Source organism: Paenibacillus sp. EKM301P (assembly GCF_011800295.1).
Lineage (GTDB): Bacteria > Bacillota > Bacilli > Paenibacillales > Paenibacillaceae > Paenibacillus > Paenibacillus polymyxa.
This window is the reverse complement of sequence record NZ_JAALFM010000020.1, coordinates 18,990-32,811: the sequence shown is the minus strand read 5'-3', so window position 1 is coordinate 32,811 and position 13,822 is coordinate 18,990. Positions and strand designations below refer to the sequence as shown.

12 protein-coding genes are annotated in these 13,822 nt (G+C 48.1%); 8 read left to right on the top strand and 4 right to left on the bottom strand.

Translation table 11 applies throughout. The features are described from left to right. Window positions 1-236 precede the first annotated feature (236 nt). From HFD99_RS23935 to HFD99_RS23905, 7 genes are all read left to right on the top strand, one after another. Entirely contained in the window at window positions 237-2,306 is a 2,070-nt protein-coding gene (locus HFD99_RS23935) for a bifunctional aldolase/short-chain dehydrogenase (RefSeq protein WP_123797152.1), read from the top strand. 258 nt (window positions 2,307-2,564) lie between these two features. Then, window positions 2,565-3,785: an L-rhamnose isomerase gene (rhaI, locus tag HFD99_RS23930; protein WP_167441021.1), complete on the top strand. Its 1,221-nt coding sequence runs from the start codon at window positions 2,565-2,567 to the stop codon at window positions 3,783-3,785. Beyond that, a complete protein-coding gene (locus tag HFD99_RS23925) occupies window positions 3,782-5,257 on the top strand; it encodes a rhamnulokinase (protein WP_123797154.1) in 1,476 nt (491 codons plus the stop codon). Before rhaI ends, HFD99_RS23925 begins: the two co-directional genes overlap by 4 nt. 20 nt (window positions 5,258-5,277) lie before the next feature. Next, a complete protein-coding gene (locus HFD99_RS23920; protein WP_016818460.1) occupies window positions 5,278-6,036 on the top strand; it encodes a DeoR/GlpR family DNA-binding transcription regulator in 759 nt (252 codons plus the stop codon). 166 nt (window positions 6,037-6,202) lie between these two features. After that, entirely contained in the window at window positions 6,203-6,931 is a 729-nt protein-coding gene (locus HFD99_RS23915; protein ID WP_123797155.1) for a (Fe-S)-binding protein, read from the top strand. Further along, a complete protein-coding gene (locus HFD99_RS23910) occupies window positions 6,928-8,448 on the top strand; it encodes a LutB/LldF family L-lactate oxidation iron-sulfur protein (RefSeq protein ID WP_123797156.1) in 1,521 nt (506 codons plus the stop codon). Before HFD99_RS23915 ends, HFD99_RS23910 begins: the two co-directional genes overlap by 4 nt. Continuing rightward, window positions 8,441-9,196: a LutC/YkgG family protein gene (locus HFD99_RS23905; RefSeq protein WP_102997336.1), complete on the top strand. Its 756-nt coding sequence runs from the start codon at window positions 8,441-8,443 to the stop codon at window positions 9,194-9,196. The genes HFD99_RS23910 and HFD99_RS23905 overlap by 8 nt, the downstream gene beginning before the upstream one ends. Before the next feature lie 15 nt (window positions 9,197-9,211). Here HFD99_RS23905 and HFD99_RS23900 read toward each other — a convergent pair whose 3' ends face one another. The 4 genes from HFD99_RS23900 to HFD99_RS23885 form a co-directional block, all read right to left on the bottom strand. Beyond that, window positions 9,212-10,318: a sensor histidine kinase gene (locus HFD99_RS23900; protein WP_017428477.1), complete on the bottom strand. Its 1,107-nt coding sequence runs from the start codon at window positions 10,316-10,318 to the stop codon at window positions 9,212-9,214. A gap of 15 nt (window positions 10,319-10,333) precedes the next feature. Beyond that, a complete protein-coding gene (locus HFD99_RS23895; protein ID WP_026065508.1) occupies window positions 10,334-11,035 on the bottom strand; it encodes a response regulator transcription factor in 702 nt (233 codons plus the stop codon). Window positions 11,036-11,151: 116 nt separating this feature from the next. After that, window positions 11,152-12,345, bottom strand: coding sequence for an acyltransferase (locus HFD99_RS23890; protein ID WP_031463444.1), 1,194 nt, complete (start codon window positions 12,343-12,345; stop codon window positions 11,152-11,154). A 199-nt stretch (window positions 12,346-12,544) separates the two neighbouring features. Continuing rightward, a complete protein-coding gene (locus HFD99_RS23885; RefSeq protein ID WP_016818467.1) occupies window positions 12,545-12,970 on the bottom strand; it encodes a CHRD domain-containing protein in 426 nt (141 codons plus the stop codon). A gap of 168 nt (window positions 12,971-13,138) precedes the next feature. Between HFD99_RS23885 and HFD99_RS23880 the strand changes: the two genes are divergently transcribed. Beyond that, on the top strand, window positions 13,139-13,561 hold the full coding sequence (locus HFD99_RS23880) for a hypothetical protein (RefSeq protein WP_016818468.1): 423 nt from the start codon (window positions 13,139-13,141) through the stop codon (window positions 13,559-13,561). The last annotated feature ends 261 nt before the right edge of the window (window positions 13,562-13,822 follow it).

Genomic DNA, 13,822 nt, shown 5'->3' with positions numbered 1-13,822 from the left:
TTCTTATAACCATTCCTGGCACGGCCTTTATTGTCTGTGTGTGTCTGTGTGGTCATGATTGTTTTACAGATGAATATATTCGTGTTTACATATGGATAAAATTAAAAATTATTTTTGATTATTTTTGTATTTTATATTTTCAAATTTAAACAAAAATGTTATAGTCTCCGTAAATAAAAATATCCACCTTAATAAAGCCATTCAAAACCAAAACAGAACTTGGAGGTCTTTTTCCTATGGTACAAAGTCTATGGAATTCTTCGCAAGCATCTGAGCAGAAAAGCACGCTGGAACAGCTCGTATATCGTTCTAACCTGATTGGCACAGATCGGAGCGTGTGCAACTGGGGAGGCGGCAACACTTCGGCCAAAACGACGATACAAGATTTTCGCGGGCGTGAAGTAGAGGTGATGTATGTTAAGGGTAGCGGTTCCGATCTCGCAACAATGAAAGCGCATAACTTCACAGGGCTTCGTATGGAGGATATTCGTCCACTGTTTGAACGGGAAGAGATGTCTGACGAGGATATGACCGCATATTTGGCGAACTGTATGATAGATGCCAAGCATCCGCGGGCTTCAATTGAGACATTGCTACACGCATTTTTGCCATTTAAGCATGTCGATCATACACATCCGGATGCGATCATCAGCTTGTGCTGTGCGCATAACGGCAAGGAAATCGCTAAGGAAATTTTCGGTGAACGTTTTGTATGGGTACCTTATATCCGTCCTGGCTTTAAGCTGTCGAAAATGATTGCCCAAGGGGTGCTCGAGCACCCACAAGCTGAGTTGGTACTGATGGAAAAGCATGGCTTGGTTACGTGGGGAGACACTTCCGAAGCAGCTTATGCCAAAACGATTGAAATCATCCAAGAAGCAGAAAGCTATATTAAAGCCCGCCAAGAAGAAAAGCAGGGATTTGGAGGCGTAAAATATAAAGCGCTTACTTTAGAGGAGCGGCGCAGCATGGTGTCCCAGATCATGCCATCCGTTCGAGGTGCAGTCAGTGATGAGAAAAGGATGATCCTCACTTTTGATGACGCGGAGGATGTGCTGGAGTTTGTGAACGGCCAGGATTCTGCTGCTTTATCTCAGATTGGGGCAGCGTGCCCGGATCATCTGGTTCATACCAAAATGAAGCCGCTCTATGTAGATTGGACACCGGATATGGAGGATGTAGAGGGGTTGAAAGTTAAGCTTGCCGAGGGTATAGCAACCTATAAGGAGCAGTACCAAGCTTATTTTGAGCGCAATCGACATGAAGGAGACGTGAGATTTGAAGCAGCACCGCGTGTCATCTTAATTCCGGGTATCGGTATGATCAACACAGGCAAAAGCTGGAGCAATGCGCAGGTGAGCGGCGCCTTATATCATCGTGCCATTGCTGTCATGCGAGGAGCAACGGCGTTAGGAGAATTTGTTTCGCTTAGTGAAAATGAATCTTACAACGTGGAATACTGGCCGCTGGAGCTTTATAAGCTGTCACTTGCGCCGGCAGAAGCAGAATTTTCACGCAAAATTGCATTCATTACGGGTGGTGCAGGCGGAATCGGCAGTGCAACCGCACGGCGTTTAGTAGATGAAGGTGCGCATGTTGTATTGGCAGATCTCAATCTGGAAGGTGCGCAAAAGGTAGCTGCAGACATCAATAGCAGTTACGGTGAAAACCGTGCAATTGCCGTGAAAATGGATGTGACGCAGGAGGAGCAAATCCAGACGGCCTATGCCGAGACGGCGCTGATCTATGGTGGTGTAGATGTCATCGTTAACAACGCAGGGCTTGCTACATCCAGTCCGTTCGATGAGACATCATTAAAGGAATGGAATTTAAATGTAAACGTGCTGGGAACAGGCTATTTTTTAGTCGCGCGTGAAGCGTTCAAGCTGATGAAGGAACAGACACTTGGCGGCAGTATGGTGTTCGTCGGTTCCAAAAACTCGATCTACGCAGGCAAAAATGTAACGGCCTACAGCTCGGTCAAGGCGCTGGAAGCGCATCTGGCTCGCTGTATTGCCGCAGAAGGCGGGGAATACGGTATCCGCGTAAACACTATTTTGCCGGATGCGATTTTGCAAGGCTCGGCAATCTGGAACTCCAATTGGCGCAATGAACGCGCCGCTGCCTACGGCATCGAGCCAGACCAGTTGGAGGAGCATTACCGCAAGCGAACGACACTGCTGGTCAACATTTACCCGCAGGATATCGCAGAAGGTATTGCCTTTTTCGCCTCATCCAAGGCAGAGAAAACGACAGGCTGTATGCTGACCATCGACGGCGGCGTCCCAGCAGCCTTTACACGCTAGCCTAATTCAAATGAACCTCTGTAAGCGATAGACTCATTTCTATTTCACTAATCCATTTCATTAATCGAGGGCACAAGCCCATAGTTCCGAAGGGATGTAAAAATACTCTGGGAAACACGTAAATAAGCAACAACACTTATTTGCGTGTTTTCATCCTTTTATATATACATCAACACTTTAAAATAGAAGTGACTTTATGGGTGGTCAGCAGCGAAGCGGCCTCCCATAACTCACTTCATTTTCCAAGGAGGAACCACGATGAGTGACAAAGCGTACGCCTTATTCGAGGATCAGCAGCAACAACGAGACATTGACCTAGAGCAAGTAAAGACCAAACTGAGAGCGCTTAGCATAGAAACACCTTCCTGGGGATATGACGACTCAGGTACACGTTTTAAAGTCTTTCAGAAAACGGGTGTGCCGCGTGATCCGTTCGAAAAGCTGGAGGATGCAGCACAGGTTCATGCCTTGACAGGCTTATGTCCGTCCGTTGCCATTCACATCCCGTGGGATAAAGTTGACAATTACGGCAAGCTTCGCAGTCATGCCGAAAGTCTTGGCCTGCAAATTGGGGCGGTAAATCCCAATCTCTTTCAAGACGAGGACTACATGCTCGGTAGCGTAACTAATGTAGACCCGGCAATCCGTCGCAAGGCTATCAACCATTTGCTGGAATGCGTGGATATTGCAAAGGAAACAGGCTCCAACGACTTTAGCCTATGGTTTGCGGACGGAACGAATTATCCCGGTCAGGGGGACATTCGCAAACGCAAAAATTGGATGCTGGAGGCGCTCCATGAAATGTATAAGGCGCTTACGCCGGATATGCGCATGCTGATTGAATACAAGGCGTTTGAGCCGGCTTTTTACCATACGGATATTGCCGATTGGGGCATGGCGTACCATTACGCGACCAAGTTGGGGCCGCAGGCACAGGTGCTGGTGGATACAGGGCATCATCTGCCGGGAGCCAACGTGGAGCACATTGTTGCGTTTTTAATGGATGAGAAGCGACTGGGTGGCTTTCATTTTAACAGTTATAAATATGCGGATGATGATCTGATCGTGGGTTCCTCCAATCCGTATGAGCTGTTTTTAATCTTTTATCAGATTTTGAACGCAGCTCAGGATGTCGATGCAGATATCCGTCATACTGTCGATAAAATTGCTTATTTAATCGATCAGTCGCACAATATCGAACCCAAAATTCCGGCCATGATTCGCTCGGTCCTAAATGTGCAGACTCAATATGCGAAGGCACTTTTGATCAATCATGCAGAGGTAGAGGAAGCGGTGAGCCGTCAGGATGTGCTGGGTGCGGAGGATGCCGTACGCCAAGCATTTGAGTTTGATGTGGCCCCGTTGCTCAAAGCAATCCGTGAAGAGCAAGGATTACCTGCAGATCCAATGAAAGCCTATTTGGCGTCTGAGTATGGTACGCAGATTTTGAAAAGAGGCAAGGGTGGTGCGAGCTGGTGAGCATCCTCGCTTATGATTTGGGGGCAAGCAGCGGCAGGGTTCTACTCGGAAAATTAACCGATTCACGTATCGTGGTGGAGGAAATCCATCGCTTTTCCAATGATCCGGTCAAGGTTGGGGAGCGCCTGCACTGGGATATATTGCGTCTCTATCACGAGGTTCAGCAAGGATTGCTCAAAGCCAAGCATATGAGAGTGAACCCATCCAGCCTGGCGATTGACTCCTGGGCGGTCGATTTTGGACTGATTGGAGAAACCGGCGAATTGCTGGGCAACCCTTATCATTATCGGGATTGGCACACCCATGGAGTAATGGAAGAAGTACAGGAACGGCTGGGAAAAGATTTTATTTTTCAGCGCACAGGCATTCAGTTTTTGACGTTTAATACGATTTATCAGCTAGCCGCTATGCAAAATGCAAGATCACCCTTGCTGGAGCAGGCAGAACATTTCCTGATGATCCCTGATTTGCTGCGGTATTTTCTGACAGGTGAAATGTATCATGAGTTTTCTAATGCAACCAGCACGCAGTTATATCATCCGTTACAGCAAAAATGGGATGATGAGCTTTTGTCTGGAATCAACATTCCCCGCTCTTGGTTTGGAGAGGTACTGGAGCCGGGAAGTGTTGCAGGTACAATCCGTTCATCGGTCATGACGGATCTGGGTATTGGAGCGATTCCTGTGATTGCAGTAGCAGAGCATGACACAGGATCAGCAGTGGCTGCCGTACCAGCGCTGGAGCGGTCCTTTGCGTACTTGAGCTGCGGAACATGGTCCCTGATGGGAACGGAGACCGCACAGCCAGTAATTAATGATGATACGCTTCGATTTAATTTTACAAATGAAGGCGGCGTAGGCCGAACCTACAGGCTGCTAAAAAATATCATGGGACTGTGGATTCTACAGGAGGCGCGCAGAGAGTGGGAACGGCAGGGAAACTCCTATTCTTTTCCTGAATTGGTTCATATGGCGGAACAGGCTCCAGCGTTCACTTGTTTGATTGACCCGGATGATGAACTGTTTCTGCATGCCGGGGATATGAGAACACGCATACGCCAATACTGCCGCAATACCGGGCAGCTAATGCCGGAGACGCCGGGAGAGATTACGCGCTGCATTCTGGAAAGTCTGGCGTTAAAGTATCGCTACATTTTGGAGCTTACAGAACGGGTGTCAGGACAGCGTTTTAATGGTTTGCATATGGTCGGCGGAGGGATTCAAAATCGCTTTCTGTGCCAATGGACGGCCAATTCGATTCAAAAACCCGTATGGGCAGGACCCGCAGAAGCGAGCGCAATCGGCAATCTTGCGGTACAATGGATGACACAGGGAAAGTTCGCCGATATATGGGAAGCACGCCGGGTCATTGCGGATTCTATTACCGTAGAGGAATATGAACCTGCCGAGTCAGAAGCGTGGGAGGATGCCTACGGGCGGTTCCGGCGGGTGACAGGACTTTTTGTACATTAAAGATGTGGAGTGAGATTGCCATGCTGGTCGCAGAAAGATATGAGATGATAGTGCAGCTCGTAAATGAAAGAGGAAGCATACGGGTGTCCGAATTGAGTGAGCTGTGTAAAGTAACGGAAGAAACGATTCGCCGCGATCTCGATCGTCTGGAGCAGGCGGGACGACTGCGCCGTTCTCATGGGGGAGCGGTTAGTGTCAAAAACGAGCAGCCTGAAACGCCCTATGCGGTACGGGAAATTATGAACGCGGAGGAAAAGCGTCGGATTGCTGAGGAAGCGGTCAAGCAGATTCAGCCGCACGATCGCATTTTGCTGGATGCCAGTACGACTGCCTGGTATATGGCGTCCAGTCTGCCGGATATTCCTTTAACGATACTAACGAATTCGATTCGGGTAGCTACAGAGCTGGCAGGTAAGGAAAAAATCGAGGTCATTTCGACGGGAGGACAGCTGCTTCAACGTTCACTGTCATTCGTGGGCCCGCTTGCAGAGCGTTCATTAGAAACCTATTATGTGGATAAGCTGTTTTTTTCCAGTCAGGGAGTTCATCTGGATCGCGGCATTAGTGAATCAAATGAGCTGCAAGCTCGTTTGAAGCAGAAAATGGTCAGCATTGCGGATCGGGTAATTTTACTGGCAGATGCGAGCAAATTCGGGCAGCAGGCGTTTACCCATGTCGTGAACTTGACGCAAGTGTCCGAAATTATTACAGATTCGCGGCTGTCGGACCCGATTCGCAGTCAGCTCGCAGAGTTGTCCATTCCGGTTACGATTGTGTAAGCAGGTAGTTTCCGGCGTGAGGTCGCTCTGCGGTTCATTTGATTTACGATCGCTGTTGCAGCGGGATTCTCTGATGAGTAAGATCAACATAGGTGAGAATCCCACTGCAAGCTTATGCTTATGATGAAAGTTTTCCTTTGGAAAATGGACGGAAGGGGTGTGCCGTTTGAAGGTATCTTTATTTATTACCTGTCTAAGTGATGCGATGTATCCCAAGGTAGGGGAAGCGATGGTCCGCTTGCTTGCCAGATATGGTGTCGAGCTAGAATTTCCCAAGGTGCAGACATGCTGCGGGCAGCCGTCCTATAACAGCGGCTATTGGGATGAAACAAGGGCAGCGGCAAAAACGATTTTGAAAGCGTTTAATAACAGTGATTTTGTCGTAGCTCCTTCCGGTTCCTGCACATATATGATTCATCATTACCCGGAGTTGTTCAAGGATGAGCCTGAGTGGCTGGAGTCGGCACGGAGGCTGGAGCAAAAGACGTATGAGTTTACACAATTTATGGTGCAGGTGCTTGGCGTGACCGATGTGGGTGCGTCTTTTCCGCATACGGTAACCTATCATCCGTCTTGTCATGGAACACGTTTGCTCGGCGTAAAGGAGGAACCGATGAAGCTGCTTGGCAGCGTAAAGGGTTTGCAATTAGTGCCGCTTCCTTTTGCGGAGGACTGCTGTGGGTTTGGTGGTACTTTTGCGGTGAAAATGCCCGATATTTCGGGTGCGATGGTGACTGAAAAAGTGGACCATATCAGGGAGACGGAAGCCGAGGTACTGGTCGGACTGGACATGGCCTGTTTGATGAATATCGCCGGTAATCTCAGATATCGGAAAGAGCCAGTTCGGGTGATGCATCTGGCAGAGCTGTTATACGAAGGGGTGAAGCACGCATGACCGCTGTACATACGCACTCTATGAATCAAAAGGTCAAAAAACGTGCAGAGCTGGCTCTGAATGATGATTTTTTGCGGAATGCAGTTCGTTTCACTACCGAGCGACTGCGCAACGGCAAGCGGACAGCTTCAGAGCAGCATGGAAATTGGGAGGAATGGCGTGAGCGGGGGCGTAAAATTCGGCTTCATACCATTGCCCATCTGGACTATTACCTAAATCTGTTTGTAGAAAATGCCCGTGCCAACGGGGTGCATATCCATTTTGCCGACACCGCAGTGGATGCCGTGCGCATTACACTGGACATTGCCGCGCATAATCAAGCCCGTTTTGTCGTCAAATCCAAGTCGATGGTGTCGGAGGAACTGCATTTGAATCAGGCGCTGGAAGGTGCGGATATCGAGACGATTGAAAGTGACCTCGGTGAGTATATTATTCAACTGGCGGGAGAGGCACCATCTCATATCGTGATCCCTGCGATTCACAAAAATCGTTATCAGATTGCCGAGCTGCTATCCAAAGAAGCGGGAGAGGAGCTGTCCGCAGATACGACGATATTGGCGGGCTTTGTCCGCAAAAAGCTGCGTGAAAAGTTTTTAGATGCGGATATTGGCATGACAGGCTGCAATTTTGCCATTGCCGAGACGGGTTCCATGGTTTTGTTTGAAAATGAAGGCAACGCTCGCATGGTTTCTACTCTGCCCAAAACGCAAATCACACTGATGGGTATGGAGCGAATTATTCCATCCTGGACAGATTTGGAGGTGATGGCTACATTGCTGCCACGCTCCGCTACCGGACAAAAGCTGACGATGTATATGTCCGGTATTTCAGGACCCCGGCGCAGCCAGGATGCCGATGGACCGGAGGAAATGCACATTATCATCGTAGATAACGGGCGTTCGCTTCAGCTAGGCAATCCTGAGTTTCAAGAGCTGTTAAATTGCATCCGCTGCGGCGCTTGCCTGAACGCTTGTCCGGTGTACCGACACATTGGGGGGCACGCGTATGGCGGGACATATAGCGGTCCTATCGGTGCAGTGCTTACGCCTGCCCTTCATGGCAACATTGAAGAGTGGAACGATATTGCGAGTGCGTCCAGTCTGTGTGGAGCGTGTTATGAAGCCTGTCCGGTCAAAATACCACTGCATGATATGCTGGTTTATTTGCGTAGACGCAAGGTGGAGGCAGGACAAGGGGATAAGCTGGAGACGATCGGGATGAAAGGTTTTGCGGCGGTAGTTTCCAGCTCGAAGCGATTCGCTGCGGCGATCAGTCTCGGGCAGATCGCACAGAAAGCGGTGGTTCGTAAGGGAGAAATTACCCTTAAGCTTGGCCCCTTAAAAGGCTGGAATACGTACCGTGTGGCTCCTAGTCTGGCGAATAAATCCTTCCGTCAGCACTGGAACACACTAGCGCGTGAGCTGGAGCAGGAACGCAAGGTCATGCATCCGGACATTCTCAGCCGAATGGAGACGATCTTGGCGGGTAGAAGAAAAGGTGGGATGCAGCATGAGTGAACAGCGTAATCCTTCTGCGCAAGCAAAAGCGGAGCATGAAGCATGGCTTCATCAAATGCAAGCAGAATCCCGTGTCAAGCAGGCGCGCTTTATGGAAGGCATTGCGGCGCGGCTCAAGCGTCCGCGACAGACGGAGCCACCGATGCAGCCGTTTCGCGGCGCACCTGCGTTTTGGCACAAATTCGAATGGAGTGCGCAGCAGCGCATTGAGGAGTTCACCGCCAACTTTACAAGTGTTGGCGGACATGTGGTGCGTCTGCCGGATCTGAAGAAGGCGGCAGACTGGATCGCGCACAAGGCGCGCGAGCTGGGAGCAGCCTATATCGTCCGGCAGAATGAGCCGGACCTGGATGCGCTCCAGTTGGAAGCAGCGCTGCCGGAAGTCCGACTGTCGGTGTGGAACACCGATCCAGCCGAAGACTGGAAGGCACGCGCCGCGGAGGCCGATATCGGCATCGTCATGGCCGATGAGGCCGCCGCCTACACCGGCTCGGTAGCAGTGCTATCCTCGCCGGAGAAGGGGCGCTCGGTCAGTCTGCTGCCGACCGTGCTGATCATTCTCCTGCCCGTGGAACGTCTGCGAACACGACTGGGCGAGATTTTAAGCGGTTTTGACGTAGCAAGGCGCGAGCAATTGCCCGCAGGCATTCATTTTATTACTGGACCGAGCCGCTCGTCGGATATCGAAAATGATTTGACGATCGGTGTACACGGACCAGGTATCGTTTATACATTGTTGATTGGTTAGCGTTATACTGCCCGTCTAACGGGCGCGATAGATCGGAAAACGGGTTTCAAAATCTGTTTGTTTGCGATTACTCCTAACCGAAATGCGGCCATTGTGTAGCTCGGTAATGCTCTTGGTAATAGCAAGGCCCAGCCCGGTACCTCCGGTTTCCTTGGAGCGTGATTTGTCCACTCTGTAAAACCGTTCAAAGAGATGTGGGACATCTTCCGGTGGAATCGGGGTGCCGTAGTTGGTGCAGATCACTATCGCTTCATCGCTTTCACGTCCTATCGTGATATCGAGACGCTTACCATCCTTTCCGTATCGAATCGCATTGGAAAATAAATTTTCATACAGGCGCACCAGCTCGTCCGTGTCGGCCAAAATCCGAACAGGCTCAACGATTCGGACACGATAGGACATGTCCGCCTGTTCCAGTGAGGGTACAAATTCCTCAGCAAGTTGAGTGAGCAATTTGCCGAGGTCTACAGGCTCCAGCTCCAGTGGCAGGCTACCACCACTCACACGCGTGTATTCAAATAACTCGTCGATCAGCTTTTTAAGCGTCAGCGATTTTTCATAAGCAATGTTTACATAATAGCGTAGCTCAATTTCATCCCGGTAACGGTCGGTTTCAATATACTCCAAAAAGCCAATCACCGATGTTAGCGGGGTGCGAAGATCGTGGGATACACCAGTGATCAGGTCGTTTTTCGCTTTGGCGGAAGCCCGTTCTTCTTCTATTGAAAGACGGAGCTTGTCTGCCATGGTGTTCATATTTTTTGCCAAGGTTGCCAGTTCATCTGCGGAAGATACCGGGATCGAATAGGATAAATTTCCGTCCGCGAAATTCTGCATCCCTGTCGTAATCTCGCGTAGATAGCCAATCGTATTTTTGGTAAAAAGGAAAAAGAAATAAATATATAAAGGCAGCCCACACACCAGCAAGATCAGTGAGGAACCAATGTGATTGACGGTCCAGCGGATCAGCCGAGTGCCAAAAAAAGAACGCGAGGGATTCAGCCATAACAGCAAAGACGCTCCATAATAAAACACCATTAAAATTAGTCCAGTTAAAGTGAAGGCGGCAAGGCTAAGGGCTGCCAGCTTCCATCCCAGCGTATCGTATCGTTTTGCCTTCAAGACGCAAGTCCTCCATTAATCGAATTTTTCCATTTTATAGCCGATGCCCCACACCGTTTTCAGGTATTTGGGCTTTCTTGGATCAGTCTCAATTTTCTCGCGAATTTTACGCACATGAACCATTAGCGTGTTGTTGGATTCCAGATATTGTTCCTTCCAGACCTTCTCATAAATCTGCTCCATGCTCAGCACTTGACCCCGGTGTCGAGCCAAAAGCTCAACAATAGCGAATTCACGCGGAGTCAGCTTAACGGATTCTCCAGCGAGAGTGACCTCATGTGTAACAGTGTTAATGGAGAGTTCATCCAGTACCATTTCATGCTCCAATATAGGAGAGGAGTGGGTATATTTCCGTACTCTACGTAGCTGGGATTTGATGCGTGCCACTAGCTCCAGCGGGCTGAACGGCTTGGTGACATAATCATCGGCCCCAACGCTAAGCCCTGTAATTTTGTCCATATCTTGTCCCTTCGCAGACAACATAATGATCGGAAAATGCTCGGTTTCCCTGATTTTCATGCAGGCTTCAATCCCGTCCATGTTGGGCATCATCACATCCAGCACCATTACATCTATCTGTTCCCGATTAACCTGCTCCAGCGCTTCCAGTCCGTCCCGTGCCATGAGCAAGCGATATCCTTCATTTTCTAAATATATTTGCATGAGCTTAATAATTTCAGGTTCATCGTCTACTAATAAAATGGTTCCGTTATGCATGTTATGCATGGTTGTGCACCCTTTCTGTTCTTTCCAGCAGTATACAATATGGGCGTATTATATACCTTTTTGGCGATGGAGGCTATGGACACTCTTCTCAGGTCGTTTGTTGGGTATCATCGGCCTTTGAATAGTAGCGTTTCGGGCGAAGACATGCGCTCTTCTTGCTTGAAGTTCCTTTTTCCTGTACCCGGTAGCTGACCGAACAAAATCCAAGCACATGGCAGGAAGCGGGCGATGACCGACACGACGAGCCAAGAACAAAGAAGTGCACAGAAAAAACCTCCAGCGTACCACACATGAATAAGCTGCGGTGAGCCAATGTGTGGTGAAAACTGCCGATACAAGAGTAGGAAAAATGGATGTATGAGATACACACCAAAGGACAGTGTGCCCAGACGTTCCAGCTTGCGAATGACAAAGGAATGTTGTCTTCTATACATTAAGAAGGAAATCTGTAGTAATACCAGCGGACTAGACAGGCTGTACATGTTATACATAAGTTCAAAAACTAGCGAATTGTACGAGGTTCCGTACAATCTATTTTCGTACCACATATAGACATGAATGGTGGCTGAAATCAGCCATAAAGCCCAAATTGCGATCCATGTCAGTACGCTTGTAAAACTTCGTTCCTCCTTACGTATCAGAAACCAAGTTCGAAGCTGGGGATAGTAATAGCCGAGAGCTGCGCCCAGCATGTAGCAGGCCACATAGGACAGCGCCCAGCTGCCTTTATTTTGAACCTGAAAGAGAAATTTGTTGCTAATTATAAATGACCACTGTAGCAGCAGCCCAATGACAATAGACCATTGCGGAAATTGCTGATAACGCTGGAATAGCCACAGTATGCATGGAAATGCAAGATAAAATTGCATCATGATAAAAATATAATATAAATGGGTGTACGCTTTGCCCGTAACCAGTTTCAGAGCAAAGTTTTCCGCAAGTGTAGTTATACTCCATGGTTCGGTACTGCCAGCCATAAGGGACAGGATGAAATAAAACAGAGAAAACATGACATAAGGTAAGAGGATGTATAGCAATCTCTGCTTATAAAAGCGCCTCAAGAGCTGTCGTCCCAGCGGACGATCCTTATAGTTATAGAACAGCACCATACTGCTAAGCGCGATAAATACAGGGGTACCGTACTTCATCAACACATTGAGCGCATTATATACAACATAAAGGCTGGAATTTGTAAGTTGGACCGTTGCATAGGAAGTGGCATGTACCATTAAGACGGCTAAAATCGCCATGGCTCTGACCAACTGTAATTCAGGAATTTTTTCTTTGGTCGTAGGCTTCATAAGCTTCATTTCCTTTCAGTAGTGAACTGTATCTTGTTGAACTCTTTCTATTAAAAGATAAAGTTCTTAACAACCTGAAAGGGAGCGGCTTAAGAATCGCTTATGAACTTCTTAACTTTTGTTAAGAATTAAAAAAAAGAACTTCCATAGGCTCAAAATGAGCAGCATGGAAGTTCTTTTTAGTACTCATGTTCATTCGTTATTTGCAACGTTTGATAGGTGCGCGTCTGATTTGCCCACGAATGGCACCGTTCGGATGACGGATCGTGTGGACGTTGACGTAGGCATTGCCCTCTCTAATTTGGCATACCAAATCATTAATGGTTCTGCCTCTGAGTGGACCGGTAAGATCAATTGCACGCAGCACGCCGGTAACGACACCTCTTCTTACGGTAATCCCAAACTTCGAAGGGCCAAACAGTGTAGCAACAACAGGACCATTTTCTCCTCTTCGTCCCAGATGAATGTGCGCTTCAGTTACCCGTGAAATATTGCGAACCGTCAGCTCAAAGCTTAATTGCTGGCTCGCTGGACGGTAACGAAATTCCGCAGTTCCTGTCGCATTCGTTCTGACAGGAGGCACTTCATTAGCCCCCCTCAACGTGGCTCTAAACTTATTGGACATTACGTCCCTCCTTTCCCAGTGTTGGTTTAGTGTATTCACAGGATCAGAGAAGGGGCTGTACATTCGCCTATTCATCAGAAGTTGTGTGTTTTACAAGTTATTCAGTCCAAGCACAAAACTGATTTTTTCATAGACTATGAGTATCTGATAGAGAGAGGAGGAGAAACTATGGGAACATTTATTGATGGAAGAACATCCCAAAATGCTTCGACAGCCAACTCTATTGCCATCCCAATCACTCTTTTAAATACGCCGCAATTGTTCGGACAGATCGGATTAAACACCCAAGGAGCTACAGGTACACCACGGGTTCTGCTTAAAGGAACTATATCTCTCCAAATTCCACTTGCTTTAGTAGGGATTACAATTACTATTGTGAGAGGTACGCAGATAACAGACCCTGTTGTTTATTCGGCTACGTCAACTTTTAATTTAAGTTTATTAGCTCCACAGGTTATTGCGTTCTCAGCAGATGATTTTAACCCACCGATTACGCCACAATTGGTGTATACAGCCTTTGTATCAGCTAACCTGCTGGGTACAATACGAGTAGGTCCAGAGAGCTTCGACGGGATTTTGGTTTCGGATTAATGCAGTAGTTTTGAACTAACAGAATTTTGCTTCAGGGAGCTTCGCAGTTGGATCTGCGAAGCTTTTTTGTGTACAGGCATATAATATACTGGATCATACTCACTATGCAGGCTGACAAGTACAAGTTCAGCTTAACGAATAAGCTATTTTTCAATTGCATAAGAATGACATAGGTACAACCCTGCAACCATGGGTAGAATTTTATGTATGCGCTTACAAAAAAATCTTTGCTTCATGCAATTAAAAATCTGGAGGAGGAAT

Excerpts from the sequence above, each read along its gene's own strand:
- HFD99_RS23885 (WP_016818467.1), bottom strand. The coding sequence starts at position 12,970 with ATGTCCAATAAGTTTAGAGCCACGTTGAGGGGGGCTAATGAAGTGCCT.
- HFD99_RS23905 (WP_102997336.1), top strand. The coding sequence starts at position 8,441 with ATGAGTGAACAGCGTAATCCTTCTGCGCAAGCAAAAGCGGAGCATGAA.
- HFD99_RS23910 (WP_123797156.1), top strand. The coding sequence starts at position 6,928 with ATGACCGCTGTACATACGCACTCTATGAATCAAAAGGTCAAAAAACGT.
- rhaI (WP_167441021.1), top strand. The coding sequence starts at position 2,565 with ATGAGTGACAAAGCGTACGCCTTATTCGAGGATCAGCAGCAACAACGA.
- HFD99_RS23895 (WP_026065508.1), bottom strand. The coding sequence starts at position 11,035 with ATGCATAACGGAACCATTTTATTAGTAGACGATGAACCTGAAATTATT.
- HFD99_RS23880 (WP_016818468.1), top strand. The coding sequence starts at position 13,139 with ATGGGAACATTTATTGATGGAAGAACATCCCAAAATGCTTCGACAGCC.
- HFD99_RS23935 (WP_123797152.1), top strand. The coding sequence starts at position 237 with ATGGTACAAAGTCTATGGAATTCTTCGCAAGCATCTGAGCAGAAAAGC.
- HFD99_RS23920 (WP_016818460.1), top strand. The coding sequence starts at position 5,278 with ATGCTGGTCGCAGAAAGATATGAGATGATAGTGCAGCTCGTAAATGAA.
- HFD99_RS23890 (WP_031463444.1), bottom strand. The coding sequence starts at position 12,345 with ATGAAGCCTACGACCAAAGAAAAAATTCCTGAATTACAGTTGGTCAGA.